The 14,438-nt window shown below is 71.2% G+C and carries 12 protein-coding genes and 1 riboswitch; of the genes, 7 read left to right on the top strand and 5 right to left on the bottom strand.

Translation table 11 applies throughout. The features are described 5' to 3' along the window. The first annotated feature begins 89 nt into the window (after positions 1-89). Both AC0VYD_RS02900 and AC0VYD_RS02895 read left to right on the top strand, forming a co-directional pair. Positions 90-1,817, top strand: a complete 1,728-nt coding sequence (locus AC0VYD_RS02900; protein WP_475478460.1) for an ABC transporter transmembrane domain-containing protein — start codon at positions 90-92, stop codon at positions 1,815-1,817. Then, on the top strand, positions 1,814-3,637 hold the full coding sequence (locus AC0VYD_RS02895) for an ABC transporter ATP-binding protein (RefSeq protein ID WP_475478459.1): 1,824 nt from the start codon (positions 1,814-1,816) through the stop codon (positions 3,635-3,637). Before AC0VYD_RS02900 ends, AC0VYD_RS02895 begins: the two co-directional genes overlap by 4 nt. A gap of 28 nt (positions 3,638-3,665) precedes the next feature. Here AC0VYD_RS02895 and AC0VYD_RS02890 read toward each other — a convergent pair whose 3' ends face one another. Then, positions 3,666-4,268 (bottom strand): Uma2 family endonuclease, encoded by a 603-nt coding sequence (locus tag AC0VYD_RS02890; protein WP_475480163.1) that lies wholly within the window; start codon positions 4,266-4,268, stop codon positions 3,666-3,668. Between the two features lie 140 nt (positions 4,269-4,408). On the opposite strand from AC0VYD_RS02890, the gene AC0VYD_RS02885 reads away from it, so the two are divergent. Then, positions 4,409-5,164, top strand: a complete 756-nt coding sequence (locus AC0VYD_RS02885) for an SAM-dependent methyltransferase (protein ID WP_475478458.1) — start codon at positions 4,409-4,411, stop codon at positions 5,162-5,164. A 259-nt stretch (positions 5,165-5,423) separates the two neighbouring features. Here AC0VYD_RS02885 and AC0VYD_RS02880 read toward each other — a convergent pair whose 3' ends face one another. Further along, entirely contained in the window at positions 5,424-5,711 is a 288-nt protein-coding gene (locus AC0VYD_RS02880) for a ribbon-helix-helix domain-containing protein (RefSeq protein ID WP_191268917.1), read from the bottom strand. A gap of 470 nt (positions 5,712-6,181) precedes the next feature. Between AC0VYD_RS02880 and AC0VYD_RS02875 the strand changes: the two genes are divergently transcribed. The 3 genes from AC0VYD_RS02875 (at position 6,182) to zwf (ending at position 8,642) form a co-directional block, all read left to right on the top strand. Next, positions 6,182-6,562, top strand: coding sequence for a hypothetical protein (locus AC0VYD_RS02875; RefSeq protein ID WP_475478457.1), 381 nt, complete (start codon positions 6,182-6,184; stop codon positions 6,560-6,562). A gap of 90 nt (positions 6,563-6,652) precedes the next feature. Continuing rightward, positions 6,653-7,099, top strand: coding sequence for an NUDIX domain-containing protein (locus tag AC0VYD_RS02870; RefSeq protein ID WP_475478456.1), 447 nt, complete (start codon positions 6,653-6,655; stop codon positions 7,097-7,099). A 121-nt stretch (positions 7,100-7,220) separates the two neighbouring features. Next, complete coding sequence (gene zwf, locus AC0VYD_RS02865) at positions 7,221-8,642, top strand: glucose-6-phosphate dehydrogenase (protein WP_475478455.1); 1,422 nt, start codon at positions 7,221-7,223, stop codon at positions 8,640-8,642. 109 nt (positions 8,643-8,751) lie between these two features. On the opposite strand, the gene groL is transcribed toward zwf, so the two are convergent. From groL to thrC, 3 genes are all read right to left on the bottom strand, one after another. After that, the gene (groL, locus tag AC0VYD_RS02860; RefSeq protein ID WP_475478454.1) at positions 8,752-10,383 is read right to left on the bottom strand and encodes a chaperonin GroEL; all 1,632 of its coding nucleotides are present in this window, start codon (positions 10,381-10,383) and stop codon (positions 8,752-8,754) included. Positions 10,384-10,906: 523 nt separating this feature from the next. Further along, positions 10,907-11,185 carry a ubiquitin-like small modifier protein 1 gene (locus AC0VYD_RS02855; protein ID WP_191276270.1) on the bottom strand — a complete coding sequence of 93 codons (279 nt, stop codon included), beginning with the start codon at positions 11,183-11,185 and terminating at the stop codon, positions 10,907-10,909. Between the two features lie 65 nt (positions 11,186-11,250). Then, positions 11,251-12,510 carry a threonine synthase gene (gene thrC, locus AC0VYD_RS02850; RefSeq protein ID WP_475478453.1) on the bottom strand — a complete coding sequence of 420 codons (1,260 nt, stop codon included), beginning with the start codon at positions 12,508-12,510 and terminating at the stop codon, positions 11,251-11,253. 13 nt (positions 12,511-12,523) lie between these two features. Next, positions 12,524-12,663: riboswitch (SAM riboswitch) on the bottom strand. 327 nt (positions 12,664-12,990) lie between these two features. Between thrC and AC0VYD_RS02845 the strand changes: the two genes are divergently transcribed. Continuing rightward, positions 12,991-14,436 (top strand): alpha,alpha-trehalose-phosphate synthase (UDP-forming), encoded by a 1,446-nt coding sequence (locus tag AC0VYD_RS02845; protein WP_475478452.1) that lies wholly within the window; start codon positions 12,991-12,993, stop codon positions 14,434-14,436. Positions 14,437-14,438: the final 2 nt, after the last annotated feature.

The raw sequence follows: 14,438 nt of genomic DNA, 5'->3' as shown, positions 1-14,438 counted from the left end.
CGTTTCCCGGGCCCCGGAAGCCCTCCGGCCGCCCGCCCCCGGAAAAGCAGTGGCCGCCTTCCGTTCCGCCTGGCTAGGGTTCCGGAACTGTGCGTGCACTTCCCCAGCCTCCGGGCACACCCGACCACCGGTCGGCCGACCGCTACCTGCTCTGGCTCGCCCGCCGGGAGTGGCGCTCCCTACTGTGGGCGTCCCTGATCACCTCGGTCTACTTCCTGTGCACGATCCTGGTGTCCTACCTGCTCGGCGCCGCGCTGGACTCCGGGTTGGCCGACGGCGGCCCCGGCACCCTGCTCCGCTGGTTCGCGCTGATCGCACTGTGCGCCCTGGTGGCCGCGGCCGTGGTCCCCCTGTACGAGCGGGCGAGCTGCTTCAACTGGTACGCCTGCGCCTACCGCACGGTCCAGCTGGTCACCCGCCGCTCCTCCAGGCTGGGGCCGACCCTCACCCGACGGCTGCCCACCGGGGAGGTGGTGGCGGTCGGTACCGACGACATCGATCGCGTCGGCACCTTCTACGAACGCTCCGACCTGACGGTCTCCTCCGCGGTGTCGGTCCTGGTGGTCGGCTTCCTGATGCTGGCCTCGCACGTCACCCTCGGGCTGATCGTGCTGGTGGCGGTACCCCTGATCATCGTCGGCATGACCCCGCTGCTGCGGCCGCTCAACCGCCGCACGCACACCCAGCGGGACCGGCAGGCCGACCTCACCACCAGGGCCACCGACCTGGTCACCGGGTTGCGGGTCCTGCGCGGTGTGGGCGGTGAGCGCTCGGTCGGTGAACGCTACCGCGCCGAGTCCCAGCGGGTGCGTGCAGCGGGGGTCCGGGTCGGGTGGACGGACGCCTCCCTGGAGGCCGTCCGCACCCTCTACCCTGGGCTGCTCCTGGTGGGGATCGTCTGGTACGGGGCCCGGCTGGCGCTGGTCGGCGAGATCACCGCGGGCCAACTCGTCTCCTTCTACGGCTACACCGGCGCCCTGGCCACTGCGGTGCGCTTCTTCATGCGCTTCTCCTCCGACCTGGTGACCGCCAGGGTGGCGGCCTCCCGCGTGGTGCGGGTGCTGGGCCTGGAACACGACCTGCCCGAACCCGAGGTCCCTGCCGAGCCCCCCGCGGGCCCGTGCGACCTGTACGACCCCGCCAGCGGGGTACGCCTCGCCCGCGGGCGGACCACCGGCGTGGTCTGCGCCGACCAGGCCGACGTGCTCCCCCTCGTCGAACGGCTGGGCCGCCACCGGGACGACGGCGGGGACGCCGCCCTGGTCGGGGCCGACACCGGTGCCGTGGGGCTGCGCGAACTGCCGCTGCGGGAGGTCCGCCGCCGCATCCTGGTCGCGGGCAACGACGCCCACCTGTTCTCCGGACGGCTGCGCGACGAACTCGACCCCGACGGCTCCGCCTCCGACGAACACGTCACCGCGATGGTCCGGGCAGCCGCGGCCGAGGACGTGCTCGGCCAGTCTCCCGAGGGCTGGGACGCGGAGCTCACCGAACGCGGCCGGGGGTACTCCGGCGGCCAGCAGCAGCGGCTCCGGCTCGCCCGCGCCCTGCTCCGGGACCCCGAGGTGTTGGTCCTCGTCGAACCCACCTCCGCCGTGGACGCCCACTCGGAGGCGGCCGTCGCCGAACGCCTCGCCGGGGCCCGCGCCGGCCGCACCACCGGCGTGGTCACCACCAGCCCGCTGCTGTTGGACCGCGCCGACCACGTCCAGTTCGTCGAGGAGGGCCGTGTGGTGGCCGAGGGCGCGCACCGGGACCTGCTCCGCGTGGACTCCTACTCCGCCACCGTCCTGCGCACGGCGGGAGAGAGGACATGACCCAGACCGCCGAGCCGCGTTCCGGCGCCGCCAGGCCCCCGTCCGGCCCGCCACTCACCCCGGTCGAACCGACCGCGCTACCGGTGGCCCCGGCCCCGGTGGTGTGGCGGCGCCTGCGCCGAGCCGGACGCGAGCACGGACCGCTCCTGTTCCGGGTGGTGGCGCTGTACACGCTGGCCACGGCGTCTGCGCTGGTCGCCCCCTGGGTGCTCGGGATGATCGTCGACGCGGTCCGCGACGGCACCGAACCGGCTCGCGTGGACGCCATGGCCCTGGTCATCGTGGCGGCCCTGCTGGTCAACGCCGGCCTCGTGCTGGGGGCGGTGGCCCAGTCGATCCGCTTCGGGGAGGGACTGCTGGCCGAACTGCGCGAGGAGTTCGTGCGCTCGGTCCTGCGACTGCCCCTGGGCACCGTGGAGCGGGCGGGCACCGGTGACCTGGTGTCCAGGACCGGACGCGACATCAACTCGCTCAGCACCATGGTGCGCCAGTCGCTGCCGGTGATCGCCACCGGCCTGGCGACCGTGCTGGTCATCCTGGTGGCACAGGCCTTCCTGCACCCCGCCCTGCTGCTCGCGTGGCTTCCGTCGGTCCTGATCATCTGGGTGGGCACACGCTGGTACGCGCGCCGGGCACCGGACGGGTACCTGGCCGAGATGAGCACGTACTCGCGGCTCACCCAGGGCGTGTCCGACACCGTGGAGGGCGCGCACACCCTGGAGGCGCTGGGCCGCCAGGAGTGGCAGGACCTGCGCACCGACGCCGACGTGCACCGCTCCTACCTGGCCGAGCGGTACACACTGTGGTTGCGGTGCGTGTGGTACCCGCCGCTGGAGTTCTCGTACCTGTTCGCCTCGGCGTCCACGTTCCTGGTCGCGGGGGCGCTGTACACCCAGGGCGAGCTGTCACTGGGGCAGATCGCCACGGCGGTCTTCCTGACCGTGCAGATGTCCAAGCCGTTGGACCACATGATCGACCAGATCGACAACGTGATGGTGGGCTTCACCGCGATGCGCCGCCTGCTGGGCGTCCAGCTCCCAGCGGAGACCACCAGCCCCGGGGTCGAACCCGAACCCCGTGGGCCCGGCGCCGTGGAGGTCCACGGCGTACGGTTCGGGTACGACGCGGGCACCGAGGTGCTGCACGGGGTGGACCTGGACCTGCGGCCCGGCGAACGGCTGGCGATGGTCGGCCCGAGCGGTGCGGGCAAGTCCACGCTCGGCAAACTCCTCGCCGGAGTGCACCTGCCCGGGACCGGCACCGTCCGCGTCGACGGCGTGGACCTGGCGGCCCTGTCCCCGGAGGAACGCCGGAAGCGGGTGATCCTGCTCAGCCAGGAGAGCCACGTGTTCCGGGGCACCCTGGCGGAGAACCTGGCGCTGGCCCTGGCGGAGGCCGACGCGGACCGCGAGCGCCTGTGGCGGGCCCTCGAAGCAGTGGGTGCGGACGCCTGGGTGCGTTCGCTGCCGGACGGCCTGGACACCCGCGTGGGGTCGGGGCAGGACCCCCTGGATCCGGCGCACGTCCAGCAGCTGGCCCTGGCCCGGGTGGTGCTGGCCGACCCGCGGGTGCTGGTGCTGGACGAGGCGACCTCGCTGATCGATCCGCGCTCCGCCCGCCGGTTGGAGCGCTCCCTGGCCGGTGTGCTCGCGGGCCGCACGGTGGTGGCCATCGCGCACCGCCTGTACACCGCCCACGACGCCGACCGGGTCGCGGTGGTGGAGGACGGCGGCGTCAGCGAGCTGGGCACCCACGGGGAACTCCTCGACCGCGGGGGTTCCTACGCCGGACTGTGGCACGCCTGGCACGGCGAGGGCTGAACGCGTCCCGCGGCCGGACCGGTGTTGCTCAGGAGTGCCACTCGTCCGGGCCGGGGAAGCGGGAGGTGTCGATCTCCAGGCCGAAGGGCTCCGGAAGGTGGATCTTGTCGCCGAAGTCCACGGTGGTCGCCTGGTTGTACCGGCCGTTGCCGGGCTGCTCGTACAGGGTGACGGAGGGCCCGTTCTCGTCCCAGGCGTCAACCAGGAGATACAGCGGGATCGGGGCGTGCGCGTAGCCCCAAAGCTTCTTCTTCCGGTCGACGTCCCTGCTGCTCCTCGACACGATCTCCACCGCGAGCTCCGCTGCGTCCGCAGGGCAGGGTGTCTGTTCGGGGTCGAGGACCACCGACTCCGGCATGACCACCAGGTCCGGCATATAGAGACGCTCGATCGCCGGGAGCTGAATCCCGAGGGTCTGGTACACGTCCCAGTCATCGGGGACAACGCCGTTCAGCGCTCGGGTGATGCGAACCGCGATGTAGTTGTGCGGGTCAGAAGGGGGCGCCACGAGCACGACTCCGTTGTCATCGACGATCTCGGCCCGCCAGCCCTCGGGCACGTCCAGCTCTTTCCAGGTGCCCAGGACGTAGTCCCATCGCGACGTCCCCGTCGCCGGAGCGGCCTCCGTCATTGCCAGACTCATCTCGCTCGCACGTCCGAACGGGAGCCTAGCGATCCGGGCCCCCGCTCACCCGACACTTCGCACAATAGCTCTGCCCGTCGCCGGAAAACAGGTGGACAGCCCGCACCCGGCCGGGTGAACCTGCTCGGATGACCACCCCCGAGATTCCCCCCTTGTACCGGGACACCGACTTCAACGGACCGCTCAACGACGAGCGGGCCGCCCGGCTGATCCGCTCACTCGGCCCCCTGGAGGGCCGCCGCGTCGTGGACGTCGGCTGCGGCTGGGCCGAACTCCTGCTGCGCACCCTGGCCAGTGAACCCACCGCGACCGGGTTCGGCATCGACCTCAACGAGGACTACGTCCGGCTCGGCCGGGCCAACGCCGAGGAGCGCGGGCTGGCCGACCGGGTCGAACTGGTGACCGGGGACGTCGGCGGGTGGCGGGGCGAACCGGCGGACGCGGTGCTCAACATCGGCTCCACCCACGTGTGGGGCGGCGATCCCCGCACGCACACCGCGAACGCCCTGGCGGCCCTGGCCGACCTGGTGCGGCCCGGCGGCAGGGCGGCGTTCGGGGAGGTCTACTGGAGGCGACCGCCGACCGAAACCGAGATGGCGGCCATGCCGTTCATCCCCCGTGAGCAGTACCGCCCGCTGCCCGAGCTCGTGGACTTCGCGCTCTCGCACGGCTTCCGGCTGCTGGCGCTGGCGGAGACCACCGTGGACGAGTGGGACGAGTTCGAGAACCGGCACTGCCTGGGCTGGGAGGAGTGGCTCCTGGAGAACCCCGGCTCCCCCGACTTCGAGGAGGTCCGCGACCGGGCCGACCGGCACCGGCACGCCCGTGTCCACGGCCAGAGGGAGACCATGGGCTTCGCCTACCTGACCCTGCTCCGGGTCTGATCCGGGAGCCGCACCGGTACGCACCCGCGGGCTGCCGGGGACGGAACCCCGGAGCCCGCGGCCCCCGGTGCGCGGGGGGTGAGGGGCTCGACCGGGAGCGGGCGCTGTGGACACCCGACGCTCACGGCCGGAGGCTGCCCCCTGGCAGGGGTGGTCGCGGGCGGGATCAGGCGGGCACGTCCTGTGGCCGGTCAGGACACGGGTACGGACGCGGTTCCGGGCGCATGACCCGGTTCCGGGCACACGAAAGGTGCGGCTCTCAGAAGAAGCGCAGGCGTTCCCGCTCCTGGCGTTCGGCGTTCTCGACGTAGACGCGGTCGCCCTGGGCCATGACCGACTCCAGGTAGGCGTACACCTGGAGGGCCCGGTTGATGACGTCGGTCTGCGTGTCACCCGTGGTGGCGACGGCCTCCTCCAACGCCTTGGTGGAGCGCGCGGTCAGGTTCACGGTGACACGCGCCGAGGGCGCGCCCGTCCTGCGCCCGGCCGGACGGCCGCGGCCCTGGGAGGCATCGGTGAGTTCGCTTCCTGTGCTCCTGGGTGACATGACACAACCTCGTTCTCTGGCTTGACGGCAGCGGACTCGATCAGCGGGGAGCCGCGGAGAAAGCCGGGAGCACCGCGCGAGGGACCGCGCGGGCGACATGCGGGAAGGGCGGGGCAGCGCAGGCCGACAGGGCACGGCGGCAGGGCTCGGACCACCGGCCAGCGCTCCGTCACGAGGATCACGCCCGTCATCACGCGGGCCGGGAAACCCCCACGACCTGAACTCGTCCACCGCCAATGCACCCTCCGGAATCCCGTCCACGTCATTGATCAGATTGGGAGGAGTGTATCAACCTGACACGAGATGCTGTCAATGCATCTTCGATCATCATGATCAATGTATCGAACGAGCCTCCATGGTAATGTGCACGATGTGGACACTCGGCGCTCAGGCGTCACCGGCGCCGTACGGAAAGGCCCCCACCGACCCGGAACGGCGCCCCCTGTACCTCGACGGCTGGAGGTTGGTTTATGGGAGATCCCCGGGGACAGCTCCCGCAGGAGCGGGAGACTCGGGTTGAGACCCACACCGAGGAGATCCGTCTCGATGACGAGTCTCCGCGCACACGGGCCGACGTCGACTTCGACAGAACCCCCGTGTCCTACGGGATGGAGGCGGGCATCGGCACGGAGGGGGCCTGGGGCCGCTTCCACGGAAGGGCCAGGGCGGGCTCCACGGCCGAGAGGGCGTCGGCCTCGCTCCTCACACTGACCGGAACCGTCCTCCCCCCGCTGGCGCTCGGCGGCCTGGCCCACGTCGCCGGAGCCCCCGCGGTGGTCACACTGGCCCTGGCCGGAGCCGTGTGGACACTCGCCACCCTGGTGGCGGTCCACATCACCCGCACCCGCTGAACCACCGGGGTCCGGCCCCGGCCCCACCGGGGCCGGGCCCCGAGAACCGTCCGAGGCCCTCGCGTTCTCCCGTACCGCTAACGTCGGGCCATGGACCTCGAAACGCTTGTCGGGAACGCCCGCCTGGACGGGATCGGACGGTTCTCGGTGGGCGCGATCGTCCACCGGGACGGCCGGATCCTGCTGCTCCGCCGCCGACCGGACGACACCTCCTACCCCGGGGCGGAGGACCTGCCCTCCGGAGGGGTGGAGGACGGTGAGGGCCTCCGCGAGGGGCTGGAGCGCGAACTCGCCGAGGAGATCGGCCGCCCGCCGGGGCCGCCCGCACTGGACCCCTTCGTCACCTGGTTCGACTACGACTCCCGGAGCGGGATCCGCACCCGGCAGTTCACCTTCGCCCTGCCCCACGACGGCTCCCCCGTGGCGCTGTCCGGAGAACACACCGCGTTCCGCTGGGCACCCGCCGGAGAGTACCCGGGCAGCGACCTCACACCCCGGTTGCAGGAGGCCGTCCGGGACTGGCTCGGCAGCCGCTGATCCGGGCCGCTCCGCCGAATCTTGGCACGCCCTTGGGCGCGTCCCCCGCCCTCCTCGGGTACCCAGACCAGCGTGGGCGGGCCCCGGACGGGGGCGCCGCGGGCCGACGACGGGGGAGAGCATGAGCACAGGACCCGGTACCGACACCCTGGTGGTCTTCGGGATCACCGGTGACCTCGCGAAGAAGTACCTGATGCCCTCCCTCTACCGCCTGGAGGAGAGGAACGAGCTGCGCGCCCGGATCGTCGGGGTGGCCAGGTCCGACTGGGACACCGCGGCCCTCCGCCGGCGGACCCGCGACGCGGTGGCCGAACACCTCGCCGAGTCGTCCTCCGGACCCGGCTCCGCCGACGAGTCCGTCCTCCGGGGGCTGACCGACCGGATGTCCATGGTCACGGGCGACCTCAACGACCCCCGGACCTACGCCGAGCTGGGCGAGGCCCTGAGCGGGGACTCCCACAGCACCCACTACCTCGCGGTTCCCCCCGCCCTGTTCACGACGGTCGCCCGGTCCCTGGCCGAGGCCGGGCTCAACCGGGACGCGCGCCTGGTGGTGGAGAAACCCTTCGGCCACGACCTCGCCTCGGCGCGCGAACTCCACCGGGAACTCCTGGCCTGCTTCTCCTCGGACTACCTGTACCTGGTCGACCACTTCCTGGGAGAGGAGCCCGTGCGCGGGCTCCCGCTGACCCGGTTCGGCAACACCCTGCTGGAGCCCGTGTGGAACCGGGGGTTCGTCGACAACGTGCAGATCACCATGGCCGAGGACTTCGGGGTGGCGGACCGGGGCTCGTTCTACGACGCCACCGGGGCGGTCCGGGACGTGTTCCAGAACCACCTGCTCCAGCTCTTCGCGCTGCTCACCATGGACGCCCCGGTGTCCACCGGGGCCTCGGCGCTCAAGGACGAGAAGCTGCGCCTGCTGCGCGCCGTCCGCACCCTCGAACCGGCCGACACCGTCCGCGGCCGCTACCGCGGCTACCTCGACACGGCAGGGGTGCGGCCCGACTCCACCACCGAGACCTTCTTCGCGCTGCGCATGCGGGTGGACAACCCGCGCTGGGCGGGGGTGCCGTTCTACGTGCGCTCCGGCAAACACATGCCGCTCACCTCCTGGGAGGCGGTGGCCGAGTTCAAACGGCCCGCCGTCGACCTCTACCCGGGACCGCCCAACCTCGTCCGGTTCCAACTGGAGCCGCGGGCGGGCCTGACCTTGGAGATGCTGCTGAACGAGCCGGGGGCGGAGAGCGGCTCCCCGGCACGGCTGGTGCTCGGCGCCGACGTCGGACGCCAGCTCGGCCGGGGCCGGGAGGCCTACGACCACGTGCTGCACGGGGCGTTGACCGGCGACCCGGAGCAGTTCGTGCGCTTCGACGTGGTGGAGGAGTCCTGGCGGATCGTCGATCCGGTGGTGGACCTGGCGACGGAGCCCGAACCCTACGCCCCCGGATCCCACGGACCGGAGTCGGCGCAGGCGCTCCCCGGCTCCGGGGGTTGGCATCCGCTGACCGACGAGGTCCGTCCGGGCGGCCGGGCCCGGTAACGGCGAAACCGGGCGGCCCCCTGCGGGGACCGCCCGGTCGTCGCGGGCGAGGTCGCGTATCCGGACCTCATGCGCCTACGGGCCCGAGGGCCCGGGTGTCACGGACCTGCTAGAAGTCCATGCCGCCCATGCCACCGGTCGGGTCGCCGGCCGGGGCCGCCGCCTTCTCCGGCTTCTCGGCGATGACGGCCTCGGTGGTCAGGAACAGACCAGCGATGGAGGACGCGTTCTGCAGAGCGGAACGGGTGACCTTGGTCGGGTCGATGACGCCGTCCTTGAACAGGTCGGTGTACTCGCCGGTGGCGGCGTTGAGACCGAAACCGGGCTCCAGGTTCTTGACCCGGTCCGCCACGACGCCGCCCTCGAGGCCGGCGTTGACCGCGATCTGCTTGAGCGGCTCGGCGATGGCGCGACGCACGATGTCGGCGCCGATGGCCTCGTCGCCCTCGAGCTCCAGCTTCTCGAACGCGGGGACGCTGGCCTGCAGCAGCGCGACGCCACCGCCGGGCAGGATGCCCTCCTCGACCGCGGCCTTGGCGTTGCGGACGGCGTCCTCGATGCGGTGCTTGCGCTCCTTGAGCTCCACCTCGGTGGCGGCACCGGCCTTGATGACGGCCACGCCGCCGGCCAGACGCGCGAGACGCTCCTGGAGCTTCTCACGGTCGTAGTCGGAGTCGGTGCGCTCGATCTCGTTGCGGATCTCGTTCACGCGACCGGCGATGGCGGTGGCGTCACCGGCACCGTCGACGATGGTGGTCTCGTCCTTGGTGACGACGACCTTGCGGGCGCGGCCCAGCAGCTCCAGCTCGGTGTTCTCGAGCTTGAGGCCGACCTCCTCGGTGATGACCTGGCCGCCGGTCAGCACGGCGATGTCGCCGAGCTGGGCCTTGCGGCGGTCACCGAAGCCCGGGGCCTTGACGGCGACGGACTTGAAGGTGCCGCGGATCTTGTTGACCACGAGGGTCTGCAGGGCGCCGTCGGCGACGTCCTCGGCGATGACCATCAGCGGGCGGCCGGACTGCAGGACCTTCTCGACAACGGGCAGGAACTCGTTGTTGTTGGAGATCTTGGAGTTGACGATGAGGATGTAGGGGTCCTCGAGGACCGTCTCCATGCGCTCGAGGTCGGTGGCGAAGTAGGGCGAGATGTAGCCCTTGTCGAAGCGCATGCCCTCGGCGAGCTCCAGCTCGAGCCCGAAGGTCTGCCCCTCCTCGACGGTGATGACGCCTTCCTTGCCGACCTTGTCCATCGCCTCGGCGATGGTCTCACCGATCTGGGTGTCACCGGCGGAGATGGAGGCGGTGGAGGCGATCTGCTCCTTGGTCTCGACGTCCTTCGAGAGGTTGCCGAGCTCCTCGTTGATGCGGGCCACGGCGGACTCGATGCCGCGCTTGAGGCCGATCGGGTTGGCGCCGGCGGCGACGTTGCGCAGACCCTCGCGGACGAGGGCCTGGGCCAGGACGGTGGCGGTGGTCGTACCGTCACCGGCGACGTCGTCCGTCTTCTTGGCGACCTCCTTGACCAGCTCGGCCCCGATCTTCTCCCAGGGGTCCTCGAGCTCGATCTCCTTGGCGATGGAGACACCGTCGTTGGTGATCGTGGGGGCGCCCCACTTCTTCTCCAGAACGACGTTGCGACCCTTCGGGCCGAGCGTGACCTTCACGGCGTCCGCGAGCTGGTTCATGCCACGCTCGAGGCCGCGACGGGCCTCCTCGTCGAACGCGATCAGTTTGGCTGCCATTGAGTTCTTGTCCTCCCGTGACCGGGCTGATACGCGATGGGACGAGGCGTGCGCCCGCGACGGACGACCGCGTCCTACCCGGCAACCCTGCTGCCGGAGGGCCACGGTCTCGCAGCCTCGATCCGGTTAGCACTCGGTAGAGGTGAGTGCTAACCACTCCCTTTTTTAGCACTCGGCCATGGAGAGTGCAAACGATGTGGTCACGATTTCCCTACCCCCGGACACGCCTCCCACCTGCACGGACAGCCTGTTATCTGGTGATTTGAGCGTTCGGCGAACAGATGACGAACCCTGGGTGCGCATCCGAGGGGATCCCCGTGGGACCCACAGGCCCCACCGACCCCACCGACCCCACGGGCCCCGTCAAGGCCCCGGGCAGGCGCGACGGGGGTCAGGTGCTCGGTCGGCGCAGGGAGCGCGCGCACGCCGCCGGCGCCGGAAGAGCCGGCCCGGTCGCGGCTCCCCGGACACGTTGAGGGGGCGGGTGCAGTCGGCACCCGCCCCCTCAACACGGTTCGTGCGATCAGCAGCCCCCGGCGACCGCGGGGATGATCGAGACCTGCTGACCGTCCTTGACCTCGGTCTGCAGGCCCTTCTCGAAGCGGACGTCCTCGTCGCCGACGTAGACGTTGACGAAGCGGCGGACCTTGCCGTTGTCGTCGAGGATGCGGGCGCGGATGCCCGGGTGGTTGGCCTCCAGGTCGTCGAGGATCTCGGCGAGGGTGCCGCCCTCGGCGGTGACCTCGGAGGCGTCGTCGGTGTAGGTGCGCAGGATGGTCGGCACGCGGACGCTGGCGCTCATGGTGTTCGTACTCCTGGGAAGTGGGTGCGGCGGGATACGGCCGGGGCTCGCCCCGGGGCGGCGGTTCAGGCCAGGCCCTCGGCCTTGAAGGCGTCCAGGGACGGCTTGATCGTGGCGGTGACGCCCGAGTCGACGGCGTTGAGGGTCTTGAGCCCGTCACCGGTGTTGACGATGACCGTCTCGGCCTCGGGGTCGAGCCTGCCCTCGCGCACCAGCTTGCACAGGACGCCGGTGGTCACGCCGCCCGCCGTCTCGGCGAAGACGCCCTCGGTCCGGGCGAGGAGCTTGATGGCGTCGACGATCTCGTCGTCGCCCACGTGCTCGACCGAGCCGCCGGTGCGCTGGGCGATGTCCAGCACGTACGGGCCGTCCGCGGGGTTGCCGATCGCCAGGGACTTGGCGATGGTGTCCGGCTTGACCGGCTGGATCACGTCGTGGCCGTTCTCCCAGGCCCTGGCGACCGGGGAGCAGCCGGTGGCCTGCGCACCGAACACCTTGTAGGGGCGGTCCTCGACCAGGCCGACCCTGATCAGCTCCTGGAACCCCTTGTCGATCTTGGTGAGCTGGGAGCCGGAGGCGATCGGGATGACGATCTGCTCGGGCAGGCGCCAGCCGAGCTGCTCGGCGATCTCGTAGGCCAGCGTCTTGGAGCCCTCGGCGTAGTAGGGGCGCAGGTTGACGTTGGTGAAGCCCCAGCTCTCCCCGGCCTCGTCCCCGATGAGCTCGGAGCAGAAGCGGTTGACGTCGTCGTAGTTGCCGTCGATGGCGACGACCTTGCCGCCGTACACGGCGGCCATGACGACCTTGCCCTCCTCCAGTCCGGCCGGGATGAACACGCACGACTCGAAGCCGGCCCGTGCGGCGGCGGCGCCCACGGCACCGGCGAGGTTGCCGGTGGAGGAGCAGGAGAGGGTGGTGAAGCCGAAGGTGCGGGCGGCCTCGACCGCGATAGCGACTACGCGGTCCTTGAAGGAGTGCGTGGGGTTGGCCGAGTCGTCCTTGACGTGCAGGGACCTCAGGCCGAGTTCGGCGGCGAGGCGGTCGGCGCGCACCAGCGGGGTGAGGCCGGGGTTCATGTTCGGCAGCTCGGCCACGTTGTCGGGGACCGGCAGGAGGGAGCGGTAGCGCCAGATGTTCTTGGGGCCGCTCTCGATCTCCTCGCGGGTGACGTTCCCGAAGTCGTAGGCGATCTCCAGGGGGCCGAAACAGAACTGGCAGGCGAAGATCGGCGTGAGTTCGTACCGCTCGCCGCACTCCCGGCAGGACAGGGCGGTTCCGGGTCCGAAAGCGCGAACGGAGGTGGGTTCAGCGGCGGTAATCGCCATGGCGAGGCGTCTCCCCTCATCTTTCCTGGTGGCCACCTTGACCCCAGGCCGGAGTTGGCACCTGCCTCGACGGGTCCGCGGTGGTCGCGTCCACATGTCGAGATGGTTGCCGGGGCTTCGCAGGGCCGGTCCCTCCACCCCTCTGGATGAGCAATATGAAGTTGTCGCACTTCCGCTTGGAGAGCGCACCGTCACTGTAACGGACGTGTTGACCGGTTTTCCACGACGGGTGATCCGGATTACACCATCCTTCTCATATCGTGAGACACGATGAGACGGCGCCGCTCACGGGGCCGCCGCCGCGCCCGCCGTGTTTCCGCCCTGTGACGGTCTCCACCATTGACCTCGGGGGTGTTTGGGGCCCCTGTCCACAGGCGAGACCTAGGGGCATGTTCCGCGGGCGCACAGCCCGCCGCGCAACGCCCCGGGGAAGCGTCCCACTCCCCGCCGCATCCGTGATTCTCTCGAGAGGACGACCACGTGGACAAGGCCCAGATCCTCATCGCCTCCAACAGGGGGCCGGTCTCCTTCTCCACCGCCGACGACGGCTCTCTGGAGCACCGGCGCGGCGGTGGCGGCCTGGTCTCGGGGATGATCTCCGTGGCCACCGAGATCGACAGCCTCTGGGTGTGCGCCGCCCTGTCCGACACCGACCGGCGGGCCGCGGCCGAGGCCCCGGAGGCCCGTCTGGACAAGGCGCACGACCTCGACGGCATGCGTGTCCACATGCTGGACATTCCGGAGGACACCCTCGCGGGCGCCTACACCGGGGTGGCCAACTCGACCCTGTGGTTCGTCCAGCACATGCTGTACGACACCCCGAACAAGCCCTCCTTCGGCTCGGAGTTCCGCGAGCTCTGGGAGGACTACACCGCCTACAACGACGCCTTCGCCGAGGCCCTGGTCAGCGGTGCCGCCGACAACGCCCGCGTGGCCGTGCAGGACTACCACCTGGCACTGGTACCGCGCCTGTTGCGGACGCGCCGCCCCGACCTGCGGATCGCGCACTTCTCGCACACCCCGTGGGCGCCGCCGGAGTACTTCCGCATGCTGCCCGCCCAGGTGGCCCGGGAGCTGTTGGAGGGGATGCTGGGCGCGGACCGGCTGGGTTTCCTGAGCCCGCGCTGGGCCGACGCGTTCCTGCGCTGCTGTGCCGAGATCCTGCGCGCCGACGTGGACCTCCAACAGCGCACGGTGGAGCACGGGGGACGGATCGTCGAGGTGGGCGTGCACGCCCTGGGCGCGGACGAGGATGGACTCCGGGCGAGCGCCGCGGAGCCCGCCGTGGCGGACCGGCGCCGGACCCTGCGCGAGGCGGTGGGCGACACCCGGCTGATCGTGCGAGTGGACCGCACCGAGCTGTCCAAGAACATCGTGCGCGGGCTGGAGGCGTACCGGGAGCTGCTGCGGGCGCACCCCGAGTGGCGGGGTCGGGTCACCCACCTGGCGTTCGCCTACCCGAGCCGCGGTGACGTGCCCGAGTACCGCGAGTACACGGACTCGGTGCTCCGGCTCGCCAAGGAGATCAACGAGGAGTTCTCCACCCCCGAGTGGACGCCCCTGGTCCTGGAGGTCAACGACGACTACCCGCGTTCGCTGGCCTCGTTCCAGATGGCCGACGTGCTGCTGGTGAACCCGATCCGGGACGGCATGAACCTGGTCGCCAAGGAGGGGCCGGTCCTGTCCGAACAGGACTCCGTGCTGGTGCTGTCCCGTGAGGCGGGCGCCGCCGACGAACTGGGCGAGGGCGCACTGCTGGTCAACCCCTACGACACCGTGGAGACCGCCGAGGCGCTGCACCGGGCCCTGTCGATGCCCGAGGCGGAGCGCCGCAAGCGCCGGGAGCAGTTGGCGGAGGCGGCCGTGGCGCTGCCGCCGCGCCGCTGGTTCCAGGACCAGTTGCGCTCGCTGGGGCTGCGCTCCTGAGG

This window comes from Nocardiopsis sp. iso_40, from assembly GCF_056173285.1.
The sequence above is the reverse complement of the archived record's forward strand: the minus strand, read 5'-3'. Positions and strand labels throughout refer to the sequence as shown.